19 protein-coding genes are annotated in these 20,374 nt (G+C 65.0%); 10 read left to right on the plus strand and 9 right to left on the minus strand.

What is annotated here, in order from left to right; translation table 11 throughout:
- From IV454_RS21065 to IV454_RS21085, 5 genes are all read left to right on the plus strand, one after another.
- Window positions 1-855 (plus strand): phosphate/phosphite/phosphonate ABC transporter substrate-binding protein, encoded by an 855-nt coding sequence (locus IV454_RS21065; RefSeq protein WP_229521754.1) that lies wholly within the window; start codon window positions 1-3, stop codon window positions 853-855.
- Window positions 833-2,035, plus strand: a complete 1,203-nt coding sequence (locus tag IV454_RS21070) for a ferritin-like domain-containing protein (protein WP_229521755.1) — start codon at window positions 833-835, stop codon at window positions 2,033-2,035. Before IV454_RS21065 ends, IV454_RS21070 begins: the two co-directional genes overlap by 23 nt.
- Before the next feature lie 78 nt (window positions 2,036-2,113).
- Window positions 2,114-2,437, plus strand: a complete 324-nt coding sequence (locus IV454_RS21075; protein WP_206087675.1) for a hypothetical protein — start codon at window positions 2,114-2,116, stop codon at window positions 2,435-2,437.
- A gap of 76 nt (window positions 2,438-2,513) precedes the next feature.
- Entirely contained in the window at window positions 2,514-2,921 is a 408-nt protein-coding gene (locus IV454_RS21080) for a DUF3592 domain-containing protein (RefSeq protein ID WP_206087676.1), read from the plus strand.
- A 101-nt stretch (window positions 2,922-3,022) separates the two neighbouring features.
- Window positions 3,023-3,523 (plus strand): hypothetical protein, encoded by a 501-nt coding sequence (locus IV454_RS21085; RefSeq protein WP_206087677.1) that lies wholly within the window; start codon window positions 3,023-3,025, stop codon window positions 3,521-3,523.
- A 122-nt stretch (window positions 3,524-3,645) separates the two neighbouring features.
- On the opposite strand, the gene IV454_RS21090 is transcribed toward IV454_RS21085, so the two are convergent.
- The 3 genes from IV454_RS21090 to IV454_RS21100 form a co-directional block, all read right to left on the minus strand.
- The gene (locus tag IV454_RS21090) at window positions 3,646-4,119 is read right to left on the minus strand and encodes a hypothetical protein (protein WP_206087678.1); all 474 of its coding nucleotides are present in this window, start codon (window positions 4,117-4,119) and stop codon (window positions 3,646-3,648) included.
- A gap of 232 nt (window positions 4,120-4,351) precedes the next feature.
- Window positions 4,352-5,614 carry a GNAT family N-acetyltransferase gene (locus IV454_RS21095; RefSeq protein WP_206087679.1) on the minus strand — a complete coding sequence of 421 codons (1,263 nt, stop codon included), beginning with the start codon at window positions 5,612-5,614 and terminating at the stop codon, window positions 4,352-4,354.
- Window positions 5,615-5,925: 311 nt separating this feature from the next.
- Window positions 5,926-6,219 (minus strand): hypothetical protein, encoded by a 294-nt coding sequence (locus IV454_RS21100; RefSeq protein ID WP_206087680.1) that lies wholly within the window; start codon window positions 6,217-6,219, stop codon window positions 5,926-5,928.
- A 464-nt stretch (window positions 6,220-6,683) separates the two neighbouring features.
- Between IV454_RS21100 and IV454_RS21105 the strand changes: the two genes are divergently transcribed.
- The 3 genes from IV454_RS21105 (at window position 6,684) to IV454_RS21115 (ending at window position 8,576) form a co-directional block, all read left to right on the plus strand.
- Complete coding sequence (locus IV454_RS21105) at window positions 6,684-6,926, plus strand: hypothetical protein (RefSeq protein ID WP_206087681.1); 243 nt, start codon at window positions 6,684-6,686, stop codon at window positions 6,924-6,926.
- Between the two features lie 122 nt (window positions 6,927-7,048).
- On the plus strand, window positions 7,049-7,546 hold the full coding sequence (locus IV454_RS33595) for a DUF4124 domain-containing protein (protein ID WP_206087682.1): 498 nt from the start codon (window positions 7,049-7,051) through the stop codon (window positions 7,544-7,546).
- Between the two features lie 148 nt (window positions 7,547-7,694).
- Window positions 7,695-8,576: an L-2-amino-thiazoline-4-carboxylic acid hydrolase gene (locus IV454_RS21115; protein WP_206087683.1), complete on the plus strand. Its 882-nt coding sequence runs from the start codon at window positions 7,695-7,697 to the stop codon at window positions 8,574-8,576.
- Between the two features lie 58 nt (window positions 8,577-8,634).
- Here the strand turns inward: IV454_RS21115 and kefC are convergent, their stop codons facing one another.
- The 4 genes from kefC to IV454_RS21135 are packed head-to-tail and all read right to left on the minus strand — an operon-like array spanning window position 8,635 to window position 13,525.
- Entirely contained in the window at window positions 8,635-10,443 is a 1,809-nt protein-coding gene (gene kefC, locus IV454_RS21120; protein ID WP_206087684.1) for a glutathione-regulated potassium-efflux system protein KefC, read from the minus strand.
- 25 nt (window positions 10,444-10,468) lie between these two features.
- The gene (gene kefF, locus IV454_RS21125) at window positions 10,469-11,026 is read right to left on the minus strand and encodes a glutathione-regulated potassium-efflux system oxidoreductase KefF (protein WP_206087685.1); all 558 of its coding nucleotides are present in this window, start codon (window positions 11,024-11,026) and stop codon (window positions 10,469-10,471) included.
- Window positions 11,023-12,348, minus strand: coding sequence for a glycoside hydrolase family 18 protein (locus IV454_RS21130; RefSeq protein ID WP_206087686.1), 1,326 nt, complete (start codon window positions 12,346-12,348; stop codon window positions 11,023-11,025). The genes kefF and IV454_RS21130 overlap by 4 nt, the downstream gene beginning before the upstream one ends.
- 13 nt (window positions 12,349-12,361) lie before the next feature.
- Window positions 12,362-13,525 carry a DUF5009 domain-containing protein gene (locus IV454_RS21135; protein WP_206087687.1) on the minus strand — a complete coding sequence of 388 codons (1,164 nt, stop codon included), beginning with the start codon at window positions 13,523-13,525 and terminating at the stop codon, window positions 12,362-12,364.
- A 210-nt stretch (window positions 13,526-13,735) separates the two neighbouring features.
- On the opposite strand from IV454_RS21135, the gene IV454_RS21140 reads away from it, so the two are divergent.
- Window positions 13,736-14,344, plus strand: a complete 609-nt coding sequence (locus tag IV454_RS21140; protein WP_206087688.1) for a PEP-CTERM sorting domain-containing protein — start codon at window positions 13,736-13,738, stop codon at window positions 14,342-14,344.
- A 33-nt stretch (window positions 14,345-14,377) separates the two neighbouring features.
- Here the strand turns inward: IV454_RS21140 and IV454_RS21145 are convergent, their stop codons facing one another.
- Window positions 14,378-15,247 (minus strand): alpha/beta hydrolase, encoded by an 870-nt coding sequence (locus IV454_RS21145; RefSeq protein ID WP_206087689.1) that lies wholly within the window; start codon window positions 15,245-15,247, stop codon window positions 14,378-14,380.
- Window positions 15,248-15,414: 167 nt separating this feature from the next.
- Here IV454_RS21145 and IV454_RS21150 point away from each other — a divergent pair, with 167 nt between their 5' ends.
- The gene (locus tag IV454_RS21150) at window positions 15,415-19,482 is read left to right on the plus strand and encodes a response regulator (protein WP_206087690.1); all 4,068 of its coding nucleotides are present in this window, start codon (window positions 15,415-15,417) and stop codon (window positions 19,480-19,482) included.
- On the opposite strand, the gene IV454_RS21155 is transcribed toward IV454_RS21150, so the two are convergent.
- Complete coding sequence (locus IV454_RS21155; RefSeq protein ID WP_206087691.1) at window positions 19,445-20,275, minus strand: universal stress protein; 831 nt, start codon at window positions 20,273-20,275, stop codon at window positions 19,445-19,447. The two genes, IV454_RS21150 and IV454_RS21155, sit on opposite strands and share 38 nt — an antisense overlap.
- Window positions 20,276-20,374: the final 99 nt, after the last annotated feature.

The raw sequence follows: 20,374 nt of genomic DNA on the forward strand, positions 1-20,374 counted from the left end.
ATGAACACACCATTGATGATGGGCGCGGTGGCCTACGCACCGAAAGTCGTGACGATCTGGGAAGGCTTCAAGGAATACTTCCGGCGCCACGATGTTGAATTCGATTACATTTTGTACTCCAACTACGAGCGCCAGGTCGAAGCGCAGTTTGACGGCAGCATTGCGCTGGCGTGGAATTCGCCGCTGGCCTGGGTGCGGGGCGAGCGCATGGCGCGTGCGCGCGGCCAGCAAGTGACGGCTTTGGCCATGCGCGACAGCGACTGCGACCTGACCTCGGTGCTGGTCACGCGTACCGGCCCCTTGGTCACCCTGGAACAGTTAAAAGGCAAGACGATCGGCTTTGGCGCCATCGACTCGCCGCAGGCGCACCTGATTCCGCTCGACCTGCTGCGCCAGCACGGCATGCTGGCCGGGCGCGATTACACGGCGCGCCGCTTCGACGTCTTGGGCGGCAAGCACGGCGACCATATCGGCGGCGAACGCGATGCCGCGCTGGCGCTGATGGCCGGCGAGATCGACGCCGCCTGGATGATCGACAGTAACCACATGGCTTTCTCGCGCGAAGGCGTGCTGCCGGCCGGCGCCACGGCCATCCTGGCGCGCACCGAGCCGTTCGACCATTGCAATTTCACGGTCAGCCCGGGTGCGCCGGCGGCGCCGATCGCGCGCTTCGGCGAACTGCTGCTGGCCATGAGCTGGGACGACCCGGACGTGCGTCCGCTGCTCGAACTGGAAGGCTTGAAAACCTGGCTGCCGGGGCGGGTGAGCGGCTACAGCGCGCTGGTGCGCGCGGTCGACGACGAACGCTTCTACGATGCCGAAGGGAAGATCCTTGCCGCCGACTATCGATATTGAGCAGTTGGGCTTCGACGCCGGCGCCCATCTGCTGGTCAAGCATGGCTTGCAGCAGCTGGCGCCGGGCGAGGCGCTGGACGTCATCGGCAGCGGCGCGGGCTGGGACGGCCAGCTGAGCGCGTGGTGCCGCAGCCAGGGCCACCCGTGCAGCGCGCTGGAGGTGGACGGGCGCAAACTGGTGCGCGTGACGCGCGGCGGCGCCTCGGCGGGCCGCTGGCGCGCCGCGCTGCACAGCGGTCACGCCGACCCGCGCGTGGCCGGCGCCATCGCCGACCAGGCCAAGGCCCAGTGGGGCCTGGCGGCGCGCGGCGCGACGGTGGAGGCAGGCTCGCCGTCCATGCAGTTCCGCCTCGACCAAAAGGAAGAAGTGTGGGCCGAACGCGCCGCCGACCTGTACGCGCAGGCTGCGGCGGCGCAGTGGGACCCGGAGACGGCGATCGACTGGAAGGCCGAATTCACTTTGCCCGACATGGTCGAAGACGCGGTGGTGCAGGTGCTGACCTACATGATCGAAAACGAAGTGGCGGCGCTGGTGGTGCCGGCGCGCTTTCTGGGACAGGTGCACCCGCATTACCGCGAAGTGCAGGCGGTGCTGGCGATCCAGGTGGCCGACGAGGCACGCCACATCGAGGTGTTCACGCGCAGGGTGCGTCTCAAGGGCCGCGAGCCGGGCTTGTCGACGGCGGGCGGACAAAGTTCGCTCAAGACGCTGTTGGATGAGCAGGATTTTTCGGTGGCCGAGTTCTTGCTGTCGGTGCTGGGGGAGGGGACGTTTGTGAGCCTGCTGCATTTTCTGCACGCGTACGCGCCCGACCCGGTCACGCGCCAGATCGCGCGCCTGGCCGCGCGCGACGAAGCGCGTCACGTCGCCTTTGGCATGACGCACCTGGCGGCGCGGCTCGAACGCGAGCCGGCCTTTCGCACGCGCCTGGCCCACGCGGTCCAGTCGCGCAACGACGCGCTGGCGGCCAGTTCGGGGCTGAACGAGGAAGTGTTCGATGCGCTGATCCTGCTGGCGGCCGGCGAACTGACCCCGGCGGCGATCGCGGCCGGCTACCTGCGCGTGCAGCAGCTGATGGTGGACATGGCCGAAGGGCGCCAGTCGCGCCTGGAGCGGCTGGGGTTTTCAAAAGCCGAGGCGCAGCAATTGTCGGCCCTGCATACGCGCAATTTCATGTAGGGTCAGCGGAAATAGGATGATCATGCCGACGAAAATCGAGGTGCCTTTGCCTGCGGCCGGCTTGTCCTGGATGACAGCATGAACGTTGATCTTCTTGTACAGATCGACCGCTTTGTCGATGACTATTTTCCCGGCTGGGTCGAGTGCAGTTTGCTTGATGCGGACGGAAACCGCCATGTCTTCGTCGAAAAGGCGCCTGTCGTGAGCGCCGACCATCTTCGGCCGGACAGCGCTTACCCGCAGCCATGCACCATCCGGTGCATGCTGGAAGAGGAGTGGACGGACCCCCGCGGCCGCAGGGCGGCACGTATCGATACGGGGCTGCCATGGTCGATTGAATCGATAGCGGGGCAATCGCGGTTTGTCGTGCTGGCGGAACAGATCGTGCCATGGTCTGGATAGATCTGTTGACGGTTTTCGTCGTTGCCTGGGCGGAGACCTGGCGTCGTGCCTCGCGTCGATCGGGCGCGACGTCTTATTGGCGAGCGAATCCGGCAAGTGGCCGAAAGCGGTCGGGCATCGTGTTTCGTTCGATTTGAGGAACTGCAAGCTACAGGATCAAGCCAGCCTGAGCTTGCTTTATGAGTTTGAAGCTGGCGGCGTGATCATGACGGGTTCCCGCTACTCTTTCTCGGGCAGCAGCTGCATGCAGACCTCCATCGCCAGAGCGATCGGCAACGGGCTGGGCAAGCCGGGGCAGCTGATGGTCGCGTATTACCCGGACAATCCAGCCCAATCGACCATTCTCACGGGATCGGATGACGCGCACTGGTTAGGTGGCGTCATCTTTTTTCTGGTGGCGATACTGATCGGCATGATGACCTTGTTCTTCACGGCGGACAGCAAGGGCCGTATTCACTGGCGCCGTTTCTCGCGCGACGCGTAGGCGCTGGTCCACTACGGACCCGCCACGCCGATCCAAGTCGGTGTTGTTGACCTGTTTGGCACGCAGGGTTATGCTGCCTTTCTTTCATCCCGGATACTTCCTTGACCTCGCCTTACAGCGCTCCAGCTTCCACGTTCGTCAATGAAGCGATAACTGCGGGCAGCCTGCGTTGGCACGGCGCGTTCTATTTTGCCTTCCTCCCGACCGTGTTCACGATTGTTGCGCAATGCAGTGAGATCTATAGCGCGAGCCGGTACGGCCTGATCCTGTGGCACCTGAAAATGCTTGAGCCTTTGCTGTATTGCGCGCCGTTTTGCCTGCTGATGGGCGCGACCGGGTATACCGTCGCGATCAGGTGTTTAAGCGGAACGATCAGTAGAACCTTGTTGGCCGGATGCGTTACGGGCGCGGGCTGGGTGCTTGTTACGATCGTAGTCGGAAATACTATCGCACAGTTGACTGGCGCTACGCCAATCACGGTTGACCGGGTCATCAGGATGCTGGTCGTGATTTCCGTCATCTTCGTGCCGCTGGCAGTGGTACTGTGTATTTTCACCCGCCGGCGGGGAGTGCGGCTCGGTTTCGTCATATCGCAAGCCTGATCCAAAGCACACTCACCTTCGTCCGGCGTTTTGTGATTGACGATATAAATGGTTTGCCTCGTTAATTGATCAGGTGTTTTTTCTCGTCAACTGGAACTGTTGATTCGGTTCCGCTACACCATTCATTGCGATCCTTTTGTCAGATCAGCCACGTAACCTTCAAACTCAGGCCGGTCGGCCGAAACGTAGAGCGATCCATAACGCGGCAATGCGTAGGTAAAGCCGCTGCCGTTTAGCATCAACAGATAAGTCTTTCCCTCATCCAATGAAATTGGGCAGCGCGCATGTGCTTCTTCGCCCGAGCCAGTTGCCCCGCGAATGACTTCACCAGCCAGCCTGGGCCCTTTGATCGTACGTATAACCGTTCCTTCAAAGCTGAAAGGGGCGGAATACTCGCCTTGTCCGAACGTCACTGCATAGGTCAGTCGACTCACTCGAACAACATAGGCGTGCGCATAGCCGTGCAGCTCTGCGACGGGGAACGTCGCCGGATACATTCGATCTTTGCATGCTCGTGCAGTTGAAGGACATAGTAATGCCGCCACCACCAACGACAGTGAAATGAGCGAGGGGAATGGACGTGGTCCAGAAGGCATGTTCTCTCCGAAAGTCCAGCGAACTTTAAGGGGGCTTTTCCCGCCCCACAAGGGCTTGCTTAGACAATACTGTTCACATCTTTCGCGGATGCGACAGTCTGCTCCTGGCCGATCCCGGTCGCCCGCCGGAACGGGCCGCACTCGATTTGAATTGCCATCGCCTGCCAGGTCAGGTTCTACCGATGCCTCATGCCGCCCATCGGGCACATGACGCGTCCTGTTTAATCGCCGCTCAGGCAAGCTTGGCCGGCTTTTTGAACGGACTGCGTTCGGGCGCGTCATCGTGCTCGATGCCCAGCAGCAGGTGCTTGATCATCTTGTTGAGCACCGGCTGGCGGTGGCGCACCAGGATGCCGAAGGTCTGCGGCTTGGCGCCCAGCGCCGCTTTCGGTTCGAGCGCGGTGCGGCCGAACGAGACCTGTTTGCAGCCCATCGACAAAGCGTCGGCAATGCCGGCGTGCAGCAGGCGCAGGTAAATCGGCAGGTCGGCCGCCGCCGCGCGCTTGAAACCGATGTGGTACGCGATCGATGTCTCGCCATCGGCCACCGAGATCAGGAAACCGAGCATCTCGCCATCGCGCTTGAGCACGCTGCAGCGGAAGCGCTCGCCCGCCGCCTTTTGCAAGGCCGGGAAATACTCCGGGCGCAGCTCGAACGGGCGGAAGCCGGCGTTGACCTGCACTTCCTTGTACAGGCCGTGGATCTGCTCTTGCACGGCATCCAGGTCGCTCAACTGTTCGATGGTGCAGGCCGCCTCATCGAGCGCCTTGAAGACCGCGTTGCGCACGCTGCTGCGGTATTTGGAGGCCAGGCTGGCCAGATAGTCGTCGTAATGTTTCCAGTCGTCCTGCAGGGCCAGGACCATATTCGGTTCCGTTTCCACGTAACGGTAGCTCAGGTGCTCCAGGTGCGCCGCGTGATCGGTATGGGGCGCGTGCAAGTCCTTGATCATGATGAAGTGGGTCTTGCCGACCAGCTTGTCGGCCTGGCGTACGCGGTACAGCACTTCGGCCACGCCGTGCCAGGCCAGCTTGGGATCGGCGCCGGGCGCGAGGGCGATGCCGTGCTGGCCGAAAGTCAGGAGGTTCCCGCAGCTGAGGATGCGCTGGGTGGTCTTTTTGGCCAGCTCGTCGAGGGGGCCGGCGCGGACCGAGGCGGCCTGGCCCTTGTCCGGCCGCGCCTGGGCCAGGTTGAGCTCGGCAATCTGCATGTATACGGCCGCGACCGGCATGCGTTCGGCACCGGCGCCGCTGTAGATCAGGGCGTAGCGCGGCGACAGGTTGTGCGGCAGTACCTGTTCCAAGGACTTGAGGTAGGCGAAGGACATGAAGAAGCCGGAGTGATCCGCCAGAGCTTGCCAGGCGGTGGGATCGAGCATCTCGATGGAATCGGCGATTGCGTAGTTCAGGTCGGCGGGGCCGCGCAGGCGCTTGCGCTCGCGGCTGCGTTCGGACAGCGAGGCTTTGATGGAGCGCAGTTTGTCAGGGATGTTCATGGAGGTGTTGTAGTCGTTATTGAAATGCCGTTGTGCGCGATTCTACCCTGCTGGCGGAGGCAGCGGTAAGTACGGCGCGGCATCGATCGCGGGAAGCGGCGGGCGCGGCGTTGGCTATCGGGAGCGGCCGCAGGCGTTTAACCGGCCGCTAGGCCCGCTCGGGGGCGGGCGTGAGGGCGTTGGCCGGGTGCTGTGCATCGGCCGTTGGCGCGACGACAGGATCGCCAGCCCAGGCGGCAAGAGCGGTTTGATCGACGATTTCCGTGGATTGGACACGAGCAGCTTATACACGGTTTCGCGGGAGGCCATGGTTAGTCGTCCTTCTCGTCCGGCATCGGAGGAAATTTCAACATCTTCATTGATTCTTCGCTGTTGAGCCTTTGGTTCGCAATCCTGAACGCTTCCCGTATTTCTTCCAGGCTGAACTGTGTTGTCGCGGACGGCCACAGATCGGCGTCTATCGGCACGAGACCGGAACAAGATAGCGGCGACGGCGGTGTCGGGCGGGATGCGACTGGGGCGCCGCGCCCGTCCATTTCGCGCAGCATTTCGGACGCACGGCGGTTGATCGCCAGCAGGGTTTTTCTGTCCATAACGAATGCCATGATGCACCTCCTTAGCGTGGAAAACCGCGTCATTGCGCTGCCATATTCGTAGGGAAGCACGGGATCTGGAACGGCACCGCGCCTGGTATGTCATTCGACCACGCGAATCCGGTCTGGTTCAATTTCCGACACGATTGCGCGACGCGATGTCACCTTCGACCTCGGTACCGAAGCCAGCCGCGGCGATCCGGATCAGGGCAGCTCGGTTCTTAAAGATGGAAGTTCCGCCGGGTCCGGCTCGTACAACGCCCTCTCAAAAGGCTGCTGACTTGAAACAATAGAGGCGGCCGGTGAACAATAAAATTGGTTGGACGTCCGTGCTACTGAAGATCCATTGGCTAGCTGGCCACGTCGAGCAAGTTCATGTAGAGTGAGCATTGTTGATCGGCCGCTTTCGGCAGAAAGCCTGCCCGTGGGTGCTACAAATAAACGATCCTTCAGGGAGTTTTTAAAAGAGCACGGACATGCAACTTGATGAGCAAACCAGGCGAAAAATTGAGCAGCTTACCGGCAAAAATGTTCCTGGTCTTGGCCGCGTAAATTCCCTGCTCGAGGTATCGCCTGGGGCATTGGAATTGGCAGTTCATCTTGCATCGTTACACGGCGGTTCAATTCCGGCGATCCAATACCTTCGGCACATGAGCCGGTGTACATTGGCTGAAGCGATAGACTTTTTGAACGGTGTGCGACTGGCCAACGGCCAGTGACCGTTAAACGGTGGTACGTGGCGGTCGCGACAGGCAATGATCGGCCAGAAGCGGATTTTCCTGCCGTACCGGCTGTGTTTGCTGTTTTGCGGATCTCGCAAACTTGATGTCGAAAGCATTTTATGAACCGGTTTTATCCTCTTACATTGGCGCTTCTCCTTGCCGCATTTTTTTGCTTGATTCGTACGAGTGCCGGTGCGCAGGAAATCCATAAATGGACCGACGCAAACGGCAAGGTGAATTACGGCGACCGCGCCGCAGCGCCGGATAGCAGCAAGAAAATAAAGGTCTCAATTACTGCGTCGAGTCAGCCTCCAGCTGTACCGGCATCGGCCACTAGCGCGCCGCGCCCTTCTCTATCACCGCCGCGTCTCAATTCGCAAAAAAAACCCGTGCCTGTGGATCCGGCCCTTGTAGGGCCAGAATGCAGAGGTCTGATCGAAAAGATCGCAGCTGTCCCCGCTGGCAAGAACTGGGAATTGCTGTACCGGCAGTTCGATAGGGCCTGTCCCGGCATCGCTTACGAATGCGTGGAATATCAGTCCAGCCCACAGAACAATCAATGCATCTGGGTTAAGAGATCGGGAAGTAGAGTCCTGAACAAGAACAGGTACCCATAGTCGAGGACGATGGGATGAGCTGGCTCGAAGCGAGCCGTGAGACAGAATGCCTCGGAATCGCAAGCCGGTTAGCACCGGTTCTTCGAGCTGCAACTTCCGCTCTGGGGAAGCGGCCGCTTGCTTCGACCAATTTCATTTTTGATGCCGCGTGACCGCCGCGAATCGACCATGCTCTGGCCAACTTTACAGATCTGGCGGGGGCTATCAAAATCAACGACTTATCTCTACTGATCCCGACCAACCTTATTGTTTCGAGCCGCTGCTGCGCCTCAGCGGCGTAGCGCTGGATGTCGAGTATGCTTTCACTATTCCCGTTATCGGAAAGGGTCCAATGGCTGACATCATCCATCCTTTTTACGCGTCGCATCGCGCTGCAATGGAGGCCGCCATGCGCCATCGCCTGGACCTGGCCGCAGCGATGTTGCGCGAACGCGCGCAGCTCTCCGATCTTGATGGGATCAGGCAGGAGGTGATGGCCGAATTCGACGTCGTGCTCACCCAATTGCCTTATGTGGGAGGCGCGGAAAACCGCATGAGCGATTTCTTCATGCGTCTGATGGGCTTCATGGCCATCAGCCGGGTGCTGCGGCGCCACGGCGTGCCGCCGCCCGTGATCGGCGACATCGAGCGCGACACCTACAAGGCGCAATTGCTCGCCGTGCCGGAAGCGGAACGGCTGGCCGCCGGGCAGCAATTCATGTCGTCCGCCAACCGGACCTTGCTGCGCGAGCAGGCGGCAAACAGCGCCACGGCGAGCCACCGGGAAGCCTTTCCGGGCGATTTCGTCTACGATGTGGTCGATCCGGGCCCGGGCGACACTTTTGAATTCGGCATCAACTACCAAGCCTGCGGCTTTTGCAAGTTCGCCGCCTGCCATGGAGATAAAGAAATCTTGCCCAACATTTGCGGACTCGATGTCGTCGCCTATGCAACGCGCGGTATCCGTCTGGAGAGGACGCAAACCCTGGCCGGCGGCGCGGAGCACTGCGATTTCCGGTTTTCGCGGCTGGCGCCGGATCCGGCATCATGAAAGCCAAGGTGCTGCCACGCGCGCGGACGAGGTCCGCGCGCGCAGCCGCTCCCCGACCTCAGTTGCCTTCCCAGCCAGCGGGCTGTTCCGTGTCGGTCAGCTCGGCATCGAGCGCGAACATGGCTTCGAGCTCTTCGCGCGCCTGCTTGGCCACCGACAAAAACTGCTCCTTGTCCTTGTAATACGGATACATCTTGTCCAGGCTGCGCAGATTGAACATGCGGAACTTGCTGGCCGCCTGACGCGCCTGGTAAGCGCCGAACCCGAGTTCGTGCAGCACGTCGCGCCCCAGCATCAGGGCCGCCTCGAAGGTTTCGCGCTGGATGATGGTCACGCCGCGGTCGCGCAGGTCGAAATAATGGGTCACATTGCGCGCCCGCGCCATGATTTTCAGCTTGGGAAACTCGCGCCGCACGGCATCGACCAGCTTCAGGCTGTCGTCGATATCGTCGACCGCCACCACCAGCGCCCGCGCGCGCGCCGCACCTGCCGCGTGCAGCAGGTCGACCCGGGTCACGTCGCCGTAAAACACTTCGCTGCCGAAGCGGCGCACCAGGTCGATCTGGTCCGGATCGTGGTCGAGCACGGTCAGCTTGATCCCATTGGCCGTCAACAGGCGCCCGACGATCTGGCCGAAACGGCCGAAGCCGGCGATGATCACATGCTCGTCGTTGGGGGCGATCTTGTCGGCCTGGCGCTTCTTGTCGGCCCGGTAGCGCGGCGCGATCAGGCGGTCGTGCACGATCAGCATGAGCGGCGTGACCACCATCGACAGCGCCACCACTACCACCAGCATCGAGGCCACCTCGGCGGAAAACACCTTGGCCGTCTCGGCCGCGCCGAACACCACGAACGCGAACTCCCCGCCCTGCGACAAGAGGAAGGCGAACAGCGCCTGCTGGCTGCGCGGAATCTCGGCCAGCTTGCTGATGCCGTACAAGACCGCGATCTTGATGCACAAGAACGCCGCCACCAGGCCCAGGATCAGCCACGGCTGCGCCATGAACACGCCGAAGTCGACCGACATGCCGACCGCGATGAAGAATAGCCCCAGCAGCAAGCCCTTGAACGGCTCCAGGTCGGTCTCGAGCGCGTGGCGGTATTCCGAATCGGCCAGCAGCATGCCGGCCATGAAGGCGCCCAGCGCCATCGACATGCCGACCCATTGCATCAGGAGGCCGATGGCAATCACCAGCAGCAGCGCGAAGGCGGTGAAGATTTCGCGCAGGCCGGTCTTGACGATGATGCGCAGCAGCGGGCGCACCAGGTGCCGCCCCGCAAAAATCAGCCCGCCGATGACGCCGACCACCTTGAGCATGCCCAGCCAGCCCTGTTCGCTGCCTTCGGCCGCCGCCACGCCCAGCAGCGGCACCACGGCGATCATGGGAATGGCGGCCATGTCCTGGAACAGCAGGATGGCAAAGCTGGCCGAGCCGGTCGGGGTAGTCATCAGGTTGCGCTCGTCCAGGGTGGCCAGGGCGATCGCGGTCGACGACAGCGACAGCCCGAGGCTGGCGATCAGCGCCACTTTCCAGTCGATCCCGGCCAGCATGGCGGCCGCGCACAGGGCGCCGGTCACGCCCAGCACCTGGGCCGCGCCGCGCCCGAAGATAGCGCGCCGCATGGCCCACAGGCGCTTCGGTTCGAGTTCCAGGCCGATCACGAACAGCAGCAGCACCACCCCGAATTCGGAAATGTGCAGGATGTCTTCGACTTCGCCGATCAGGCCCAGCCCCCAGGGGCCGATGGCGATGCCGGCCAGCAGGTAGCCGAGCACGGCGCCCATGCCGAGTTTTTTGGCGATCGGGACGGCAATCACCGCCGCCGCCAGGTAGATCAGTGCGTTAAGCAGCAAACCGTGTTCCATCGTTACAAAGCTTTCTAAGGGGAGGTCAGGCGGCGGCCAGCGCGCTCAGGCGGGCCACGAAGGCGTCGACGTGCTGGTCCAGCAGCGCCTCGCTCGATTGATGGGCGGCGTGCAGGATGTGGGGAGCTATCCAGTCCATGCCGCACAGGGCGGCGATCTGGCGATACGGCGGCAAAAATGCTTCGAACGGGTAGCCGTGGGCGCCGTCCGGGGCATACGCCGCGGCCGGGCTGCCGGTCGAGCTCACCAGCCAGAAGCCCTTGCCCCGCAGCGCGTCGCCGCCGGCGCCGTAGGCCCAGCCGGGCACCAGCACCATGTCGACCCATTCCTTGAGCAGGGCCGGCATGCCGTACCACTGGATCGGATGCAGCAGCACCAGGGTGGCGGCGTCGGCCAGCTGTTCCTGCTCGGCCGCCACGTCGATGTAAAAGTCGGGGTAGGTGTCGTACAGGTCGACCAGCTCGACCCCGGGCACCTTGAGCGCCGCCTCGGCCAGGCGGCGGTTCACGCGCGAGCGTTGCGGCGCCGCATGCGCGAACACCACCAGTACCTTGCGCACTGGCGCGGGAAGGCCGGCCGTCACTGCGCCTCGAGCATGGCTTTGGACAGCGCAAACCCGGCATCGTCCTGGTCCAGGGCCCACGACATCATGCCGCCCAGGCGGTTGTCGCGCACGTAGGCGGCTTTTTCCTTGATCACGAGCGGGTCATCGTAGGTCCAGAAGATGCCTCTCTCGAAAGTCCACAACTGCTTGCTGACCGGATGGTAGAACTTGGGTGTCTTGCGCGCGGCCAGGGTTGCGTATTTTTCGGTGCCTTCCTCGAAGCCGTGCGCCGGGGCGCCCGCGCTCTGGTACAGGCCATAGCGATCGGGAGGAACGCCGCTCCAGCCGCGCGCGTAAAAGGGCACGCCGATGACCAGTTTTTTGGCCGGCACACCCGCCTTCAAAAAGCGCTGCACGCCGGTGTGCACGCTCTGCTTGTCGGTGTCGGGACTGCCCGGATCGGGGTACAGGTTCGAATGAAAGCCGGTCGGGCCGTGCTTGTTCCAGCCGCCGTTGAAATCGTAGGTCATCAGGTTGATCCAGTCGAGCGACTTGATGTACTTGTCCGGCTCGGTGGCATCGGTGGTCTTGGCCCCGCTGTTGACCGCCGCCGTCAGGTAGTATTTCTTGCGCTGCTTTTTGCCCAGCGCATCGAGCTGGGTGCGAAATTCAGCCAGCAGCAGGGTGAAATTCTGCTTGTCCGACGGGCTGATGGTGTTATACGCCATCAGCGGCACGCCGGGATACTCCCAGTCGATGTCGAAACCGTCGAACAGGCCGGCGGCCGCGCCCTTGCCGCCATGGCCGTTCAGCATAGGCAGGTCGCCCTTGATGTACAGGTCGATGCAGGACGACACCAGCGCGCGCCGCAGCGGCGCGGCGGCGGCGCCGGCCGAGAACCAGCGCGACCATTCGGCGCCGCCGATGGCCAGCATCACCTTCAGCTTGGGATGCTTGGCCTTGAGCTGGCGCAACTGGTTGAAGTTGCCCGCCAGCGGCTGGGAGGGGCCATCGGCACTGCCGTCGACCGATTCGGCCGCCGTGAAGTGCTGCCCGTAGTCGAGCGTGGCGCGCATGCCGGCGCCGTCGGCCGCATCCTTGATGTCGCGCCCGCTATCGCAGCGGTAGGTATTGTCCGGCATCTTGTACAGATTGGCGAAGGCGTAGTTCAGGAAGGTGAAGCGGCCTGCCACGCCGGCCTGGTCGAGCTGCTTCAGGCGAAAGCCTTGTTCGGTGCTCCAGGCGGTGTAGTAAGAGCCGACCTGGACCTGGACCGGCCCGGCGGCAGGCGCGGCGCTGGCGCCGGCGGCGGCCAGGGCCAGGGTACAGGCCAGTGTGGTCGTGCGGGTAATGTTCGACATTGTTCCTCCTTGCTTAAATCTTCAGCTTGCAATTATGTATGTTCAGGCGCGCAACCACCAGCACGATCATGGCCGTAAACACGGCCCCGGCCAGTAGCGCGCTGTTGCCTTCGAGCAGGGCGGGCCGGAAATGCGCCCCGGCCAGGCTGATCACGGCGCCGATCGCGAACGGCAGCAGATAGGTGATCAGCGGGCTGGTCGCGGCCGGTTCGACCAGGGCGGTCCAGCGCCGCGCCGCGCGCACTTCCACCAGCCAGTACAGCAGGGAAAACAGCGCCACGCACAGGGCGCCGCAGTACAAGGCCCAGGGCGGGGTGGCGCCGATCTTCGAAACCGGATACCAGCGGTGCAGCACCGACCCCGCCGCCGCCAGCACGGCCGCCAACGCCGCGCCATCGCGCAAGCGCAGCGCGGCGGCGCGCTGGCCGTCGAAAAACAGTAGTGCGCACACCAGCCCGGCCAGCACGATGAGGCTATGGATGGCGTGGCCGGCCAGCGCCGTGCCGCCGCGGGCGCCGAGCATGGCCAGGGTCAGGCAGGCCAGCATGGCGCCCAGCAGCAGCATGCGCTGCCCGCGCGCCAGCTGGTACAGCACGGCGCCGGCCAGATAGGCCCAGCCGATCAGGCCGAGAATGCCCCACCATTGCGGGGTCATCATGCTCACGCCGTCGGCGCCGCGCCAGACCAGGGCCAGTGCCGCCAGCAGCGCCACCCCGCCCGCGCGCAGGCAGCCGTTGAGCAGGGCGTTGTCGAAGCGGTACACGCCCCACACCAGCAGCACGGCCGCGTAAAACACCAGGGACCAGGCCGCGATCGGCATGCGCATGGCTTGCTCGCTGTAGCCCGACTCGGCGTTGACCATGAACACGCCCATCACGATCAGGGCCAGCGCGCGCCAGGCCGTATGCCCGAACACTTGCATGGGGCCGTCGCCGCGCGCGATGCGGCTGTTGACGCCGAAGGGAAGCGACATGCCGACCGCGAACAGGAAGCCGGGAAACACGACATCGGCCAGGCCCATGCCGTCGGCCGCGCCATTGGCATGCAGCAGCCAGGCGGGCATGCCGCGCGCACTGGCCAGGAAGTTGACGAAAAGCATGAGGACGAAGGCGATGCCGCGAAAGGCGTCGACCGACAGGATGCGTTGCCGGGGCAGGTCGTTGAACGGGACGGGCATGGGCGCTGGGAGTAGGTTGGTCGATCCGGCCGCCTGGGACGCTGTCCGGAAGACAAGATTATAGCACCGGCCATGTCGGCATTCTTTACAGTCGAGCTGTGAGATACCGTTAGTGTTGCGCTAAGTCGCTGAAAAGATTGACTACTTGTTGTGGGTACGCATATTGCTTGATGTCGATATGGTTTTTTTCATAAGAATAATGGAGAACATATGATCATCAAAATGACCGCAGGGGCGTGCATGGCGCTGATGCTGGCCGGCGCGGCCCAGGCTGGCGTGATCGGCGCCGGGGGCTTCACCGCACCGACCGTGATCGATTTCGAGGATGCCGTCGCCGGCCCCATCGCCAGCCAGTACGCGGCGCTGGGCGTGAGCTTCGTCAACTTCAACCTGGACATTTATGCGACCTCGCCGGCGCCGGCGAGCCGGGTAGCGCTCAAGTACGTCGACGGCTCGCCCAATATCAATGGCAGCATCCTGTTCTCGTCGGTGATGACGCGGCTGGGCGCGGACGTGAGCACCAATCCGGAAGACGATACCTTCATCGATGCCTATCTCGGCAATACCCTGGTCGGCAGTGCCTTCTTCGATACCGGCGGCGACGGCGAAGACGGTTCCTTTGTCGGCATCGAGTTTCTGTCCGGCTTCGACCGGGTGGTGTTTCGCACCCTGCCGGTGGTCAACGGCGCGCTGGCGCTCGACAATCTGCGCTTCGAACATGTCGTGCCGCCCAGCCCGGTGCCAGAACCGGATAGCCTGGCCCTGACCCTGGCCGGGTCGGCGGTGCTGGGACTGGCGCTGGCGCGGCGCCGCAGCTGAGGCAGCGGCCCGGCGGCGGACACGGCGTCTTTATCAGGCGGGCAGGGCGGCGGCGACCACGGTCTCGGCCAGCGGCTGGGCAAACCGGGCGCCGAGAAACGCGGCGATGCGTTCCTGGGTCGCTTCCAGGTAGGGAATGTTCATGTGGTCCGAATCGGGCACGGTTTCGTCCAGGTGCAGCTTGCCCAGTTGCGCCACCAGCAGGTCGGTGTGCGAATGCGGCACGATGTCGTCGAAGGCGGCGCGCAGCACATAGGTCGGCGCGCGCAGCGAGGACGCGTACTTGACCGACTCGAAACGGTGGCGCAGCACGTACTCGACCGGCACCGCGCGGAACTTGCGCTTGGCGATGGCCAAGATCGAATCGTAGGGCGTGATCAGCACCAGCGAATGGACCGGGCGCTCCAGCGCCACCTGCACCGCCACCCCGGAACCGAGGCTGCGCCCGACCACCGCCACCCGCTCCGGATCGACGTGGGCTCGCTCGGCCAGCCAGTCGAACAGCAGGCGGCCATCTTCGACCATGTGGGCTTCGGCCGGTTCACCGTGCGAATTGCCGTAACCGCGATAATTGACGGCCAGCACGGCCATGCCGGGAAACAGCTTGCCGGCGTCGCGCACCACCCACGACACTTCTTCCGAGCGCCCGCCGAAATACACCACGGCCGGGTGCGGACCCGGAATCTGGGGCGTCATCAGCCAGCCCGACAGCTTGGTGCCGTCGCGCCCGCGCAGCACGATGGCGCGGGTGCGGTGGCCGCTGCTGCGCGGATTGTCGACCTCGCGCTTGATGGTCGGATTGAAGACCAGGCGGCGCTGGCTGGCGGCAATGGCCGCTGTCACCCCGACCCACAGCACGCTGACGATGCCGGCCACGCCGGCGACTTTTCTGGAATTGTTCATAGGCATCAGTTTAACCGGGTTCCGGCACCGGCGTACCATGCCGGGGCCGCTGCCAGGCCCGGCAGTACGATCTCATCAATACGCGTGGCTGGAATACAACGCTCGGGGCCGATAGCTGTGCGCATTTTCATGTGGTAACCTTTACCCGTCCGCAGCCTGGTTTCCCCATGAAAAAATTTGTCTTCTCGGCCGAACAAATTGCCGGCCTGTTCGTCGGCTTGCTGGGTACCCTGGTGGCGGTGCGCTGGATTGTCGACAGCAAGACCATCACCACCCTGATCCCGGGGTCGGCCCAGATGGGCATCAACAGCCCGCTCCTGTTCATTGCCGCCGGCGTGGGCTGCTGCCTGGCCTTGCCGCGCGCGCGAGAACAACCCTGGCACCGGCCGCTGTGGCAAGCCTGTGCCCTGCTGCTGCTGGTGTTGCCGGCGCTGGTGCTGGTCGAACACATCGGTGGCGTGAACCTCGGCATCGACTTCGTGCGCGTGCCCACCGCGCCCACCGTCAGCATGCCCCATCCGGGACGCATGGCGCCCAATACCTGCGCCGGCTTCCTGCTGGCCGGAATCGCCCTGCGCCTGGTGCGCCTGCCACGGCGCAGCCGGCGCCAAGCCAGCCTGCTCACCTGCTGCGCGGCCGGCGTGACCGGGCTCGGCCTGGCGGCCCTGGCCGGCTACTTCCTCAAGCTCGAAGTGCTGTATCGCCTGGCGGCCTACAACGCCATGGTCATCCCGACCGCGCTCGGGATGAGCGTGCTGGGGCTGGGCCTGTGGTCGCTGCGCAACAGCGTCGCCGTGCGCGGCGCCATCCCCGACAATGAAAAACGCATCACCGCGCGCGCCATCGCGGTGGTGGCGCTGGTGGCCGTGAGCGCCGGCGCAGCCGGTTTCGCCGCCATGCGCGACAGCTATGAAGAATCGATCGCCGACAATATGCGCTTGTCCGCCGTCAGCAGCGCCGCCACCGTCGGCAATTCGATCGAGACCAGCTTGTGGTTCCCGCGCACCATCGCCAACCGGCCCTCGGTCAGGGGGCCGGTGGCGCGCCTGGCCGCCGGCGGCGGCGATGCGGCCACGCTCGCCGCATCGCGCGCCGCCCTGCTGCAGGCGGCCGAAAGCTTCATGAACGCCGGCATCAGCGCGCTGCGCTTCGAGAGCCTCGATGGCCGGGTGCTGGCCGCCAGCGGCGTGTTCGTCGAAGCGGGGCCGGGCACGGCGCAGCCGCTGGCCACCAGCGGCCAGCGCGCGCGCCTGCTGTGGCGCGGCCGTTACGTGCTGGCCACCGAGAACGAGGTGCGCGACGGCGGGCGGGTGATCGGACGCATGTTGGCGGAACAGCAACTGCCGATCATCGACCGCTTGCTGGCCGGCATCCGCGCCGCCAGCCCCTCGTCCGACGTGCTGCTGTGCAGCCTGGACGGCCAGGATGCGCTGTGCGCGCCGACCCGTTTTTACCCGACCACCTTCCGCATTCCCATGTTCAAGCCCGACGGCAAGGTCAACCTGCCGATCAACGAGGCGCTGCTGGGGCACAGCGGGGTGACCGTCACGCGCGACCTGCGCGGCGTGGCCGTGTTCGCCGCTTACACGCCGATCCGCGAGTTCGGCCTGGGCGTGGTGGTCAAGAGCAATCTCGACACCGTCTATCTGCCGCTGCGCAACAAGTCCAACACCCTGCTGCTGATGCTGGTGGCCTTGATCGGGCTGGGCGCGTCGATGCTGCTGATCCAGGTGCGTCCGCTGCTGGCCCAGCTGGTGCGCGAGCAGCGCCGCATCAAGGTGATCCTGGAGAACTCGAACGACGCCTTTATCGCGCTCGGCGTGGACGGCTGCATCACCGACTGGAATACCGAGGCTGAACGCACTTTCGGCTGGAGCGCGGCCGAGGCCATCGGGCGGCGCCTGTCGGAACTGATCATCCCGCCGGCCCAGCGCGCGGCCCACGAAACGGGCTTCCTGCATTTCACCCGCAGCGGCACCGGCCCGGTCATCAACAACCGCCTCGAAGTGAGCGCCCTGTGCCGCGACGGGCGCGAAATCCCGATCGAGATGTCGGTGGCCGCCTTCCAGACCGCCGACGGCTACGTGGCCAACGCCTTCGTGCGCGACATCAGCGAGCGGCGCCGCCTGGCCGGCGAGATCGCCGCGCGCGCCACCGAACTCGAACTTGAACGTGACCGCGCCCAGGCGGCCAGCCGCGCCAAGGGTGAATTCGTGGCCAACATGAGCCACGAACTGCGCACCCCGATGAACGCGGTGCTCGGCATGACGTATTTGCTGGGGCACACCGACCTGAAGGCCGAGCAGCGCAAGTACCTCGACATGATCAGGAGTTCGGGCCAGTCGCTGATGGGGATCATGAACGACATCCTCGATTTTTCCAAGATCGAGGGCGGGCGCATGGAACTGGCGGAAGCGCGCTTCGACCTGGGCGACGTGCTGGCCGCGGTGGCCGACATCATGAGCGTGTCGGCCGGTGACAAGGACCTGGACCTGGCGATCGGGGTCGAGCCGGACGTGCCGCGCGCGCTGGTGGGCGACGCGCTGCGCCTGCAGCAGGTGCTGGTCAACCTGGCCGGCAATGCCATCAAGTTCACCGAGCACGGCGAAGTGAGCGTGCTGGTCGACGTTGCGGCGCGCGAGGACGAGCGCGTGACCCTGCGCATCCGCGTGCGCGACACCGGCATCGGCATGGATGAAACGCAGCAGGCGCGCCTGTTTTCGCCGTTTACCCAGGGCGATTCGTCGACCACGCGGCGCTTCGGCGGCACCGGCCTGGGGCTGACCATTTCCAAGCACCTGACCGACATGATGGACGGGACCATCGAGATCGATAGCGCGCCGGGACGCGGCAGCCAGTTTACGGTCAGCCTGCCGCTGCGGGTGGCGTCCGGGCCGGACGAGGCCGGCGCGCCGGAGGCGCCGCTGGGCAGCCTGCGCCTGCTGGTGGTGGATGACAACGCCACCAGCCGCGACTACCTGTCCAAGACCATCGCCGGCTGGCGCTGGGAAGCCGAGGTGGCCGGCTCGGGTGCTGAGGCGCTCGAGATGGTGGCGCGCGCCGCCGCCGTGCAGCGCCATTACGACGTGGTGCTGCTGGACTGGCAGATGCCGGACATGGATGGCGCGGCCACCATGCGCGCGCTGCGTGAACGCATGCCGGCCGCGCGCCTGCCGATCGCCCTGATGGTCAACGCCTACGGGCGCGGCAAGCTGATGGAAAGCAGCGCCGCCGGCCAGGCCGACGCCATCCTGAGCAAACCGGTGACCGGTTCGAGTCTGTTCGATACCGTGCACGAAGTGCTGGTGCAGCGCGCCCAGGCCGCCGTCCGGCCGGCCGGCGTCCAGGCTGCCCTCGATGGCGCCGCCAGCAAGGTGCGCCTCGACGGCGTGCGCCTGCTGCTGGCCGAAGACAATGAACTGAACCAGGTGGTCGCGCGCGGCATCCTGGAAAGCGTGGGCGCGCGCCTCGACATCGTCGGCAACGGCCAGTTGGCGCTGGCGCGGCTGGCCGCCAATCCGGGCGCCTACGACCTGGTGCTGATGGATATCCAGATGCCGGTGATGGACGGCTATGCCGCGGCGCGCCGCATCCGCGCCGGCTTGCGCCTGACCTTGCCGGTGCTGGCGCTGACGGCCGGGGTGACCGAGTCGGAGCGGCGCGCCTGCGCCGACGCCGGCATGAACGATGTCATCGCCAAGCCGATCGAGGTCGACGACATGCTCAGGACCATCGTGCGCCACCTGCCGGGATTGGAGCGCAAGAGCGCGCCGGCCATTGCGGCCACTGCGGCCGGCGCGGCTGCCGCCGGCGCGCCGGCCTTGCCGGTGCTGCGCCTGGGTCCCCTGATCGAGATCGCCAGGGGCAATCCGGAACACCTGGCGGCGGTCGCCAACCTGGTGCGCAGGGTGGCCGGCGAAGGCCACCAGCAGTTCGACCAGGCGCGGGTGCACTGGGACGCCGGGCGCGACCTCGAAGCGGCCATGGTGCTCCATGCGCTGCGCGGCGGGATCGGCAGCGTGGGCGCCAAGCGCTTCGCGGCCGCCGCGCTGGAGCTGGAACAGTCGCTCAAGGGCGAGCCGGCCGGCGACACGGCGGCCCTGTTCCTGAGCGCCGCGCGCGAACTCGACGCGGCGGTGGACGCGGCGCGCGAGTGGCTGGCGCAGCAGGAGGGCGGCGCGCAGGAAAGGGCGGCCGCTAGTGCGACATCAGCACCGGCGCCGTCATCGACTTGAGGATGGTGGCCGTGACCCCGCCCAGCAGCAGTTCGCGCACGCGCGCGTGGCCGTAGCAGCCCATGACGATCAGGTTGGCGTCGACATCGGCCGCCAGGGACAGCAGCGCTTCGCCGACATCGATGCTGGTCTGCTGGGCCATGACCTCGGCATTGATGCCGTGGCGCGCCAGGTACAGGGCGATGTCGGCGCCCGGCTGCTGGCCGTGCGCGTCGTCCGGATTGAACACCGCCACGGTGACGCGGCGCGCGCGCTTGAGCAGCGGCAGGGCGTTGGCCAGCGCGCGCGTGGCGGCGGTGCTGGCATCCCACGCCACCAGCACCTCGCTGCCGATGACCGGAAAATGGCCGGCGTGCGGGACCACCAGCACCGGGCGCGCGCTGGCCAGCATGACGTATTCGGGCAGGCCGGGTGTCATGCGCGCGACCGGATCGTCCGGGTCGGACTGGCTCACGACCACCAGGTCGGCGTAGCGCGCCTGCAGCGCCAGCGCGGCGCCGGGTTCGTCGTCGACCAGGCGCCGCTCGAAGGAGCGTACGGCGGCGCCGGCGGCCAAGCGCTCGAAGTGGTCGAGGGCGGCGTTGGCGCGCCGGTTCAGTTCTTCCATGTGGCTCGCCAGCACCGTCTGCATCAGGTCCGTGCCGCCATCCTGGTAGATGTAGCGCGAGATCCCGCTCATGGCCGCGCCCACCAGATGGGCGTTGCAGTCCGCCGCCACGGCGGTGGCGGCCTTCAGGCGCGCCTCGGCGTGGCGGGAATGGTCGGCGTGAACGAGGATGGTCTTGTAGGGCATGGCGGCTCCTGTAGGCTTGAACGCTTCAGCGTAGGCCATGCCACGATGCCAGTCCAGCGTTGTTCGGCCAGCGCAAACCTTTGTTTTGTTTAATTTGAT

It is taken from the genome of Massilia antarctica, from assembly GCF_015689335.1.
Classification (GTDB): domain Bacteria; phylum Pseudomonadota; class Gammaproteobacteria; order Burkholderiales; family Burkholderiaceae_D; genus Telluria_A; species Telluria_A antarctica.

What these genes read in the sequence shown, in the direction of transcription:
- IV454_RS21065 (WP_229521754.1), top strand. Translation starts at nt 1, where the DNA reads ATGAACACACCATTGATGATGGGCGCGGTGGCCTACGCACCGAAAGTC.
- IV454_RS21075 (WP_206087675.1), top strand. Translation starts at nt 2,114, where the DNA reads ATGAACGTTGATCTTCTTGTACAGATCGACCGCTTTGTCGATGACTAT.
- IV454_RS21090 (WP_206087678.1), bottom strand. Translation starts at nt 4,119, where the DNA reads ATGCCTTCTGGACCACGTCCATTCCCCTCGCTCATTTCACTGTCGTTG.
- IV454_RS21095 (WP_206087679.1), bottom strand. Translation starts at nt 5,614, where the DNA reads ATGAACATCCCTGACAAACTGCGCTCCATCAAAGCCTCGCTGTCCGAA.
- IV454_RS21100 (WP_206087680.1), bottom strand. Translation starts at nt 6,219, where the DNA reads ATGGCATTCGTTATGGACAGAAAAACCCTGCTGGCGATCAACCGCCGT.
- IV454_RS21105 (WP_206087681.1), top strand. Translation starts at nt 6,684, where the DNA reads ATGCAACTTGATGAGCAAACCAGGCGAAAAATTGAGCAGCTTACCGGC.
- IV454_RS33595 (WP_206087682.1), top strand. Translation starts at nt 7,049, where the DNA reads ATGAACCGGTTTTATCCTCTTACATTGGCGCTTCTCCTTGCCGCATTT.
- kefC (WP_206087684.1), bottom strand. Translation starts at nt 10,443, where the DNA reads ATGGAACACGGTTTGCTGCTTAACGCACTGATCTACCTGGCGGCGGCG.
- IV454_RS21130 (WP_206087686.1), bottom strand. Translation starts at nt 12,348, where the DNA reads ATGTCGAACATTACCCGCACGACCACACTGGCCTGTACCCTGGCCCTG.
- IV454_RS21135 (WP_206087687.1), bottom strand. Translation starts at nt 13,525, where the DNA reads ATGCCCGTCCCGTTCAACGACCTGCCCCGGCAACGCATCCTGTCGGTC.
- IV454_RS21140 (WP_206087688.1), top strand. Translation starts at nt 13,736, where the DNA reads ATGATCATCAAAATGACCGCAGGGGCGTGCATGGCGCTGATGCTGGCC.
- IV454_RS21145 (WP_206087689.1), bottom strand. Translation starts at nt 15,247, where the DNA reads ATGAACAATTCCAGAAAAGTCGCCGGCGTGGCCGGCATCGTCAGCGTG.
- IV454_RS21150 (WP_206087690.1), top strand. Translation starts at nt 15,415, where the DNA reads ATGAAAAAATTTGTCTTCTCGGCCGAACAAATTGCCGGCCTGTTCGTC.
- IV454_RS21155 (WP_206087691.1), bottom strand. Translation starts at nt 20,275, where the DNA reads ATGCCCTACAAGACCATCCTCGTTCACGCCGACCATTCCCGCCACGCC.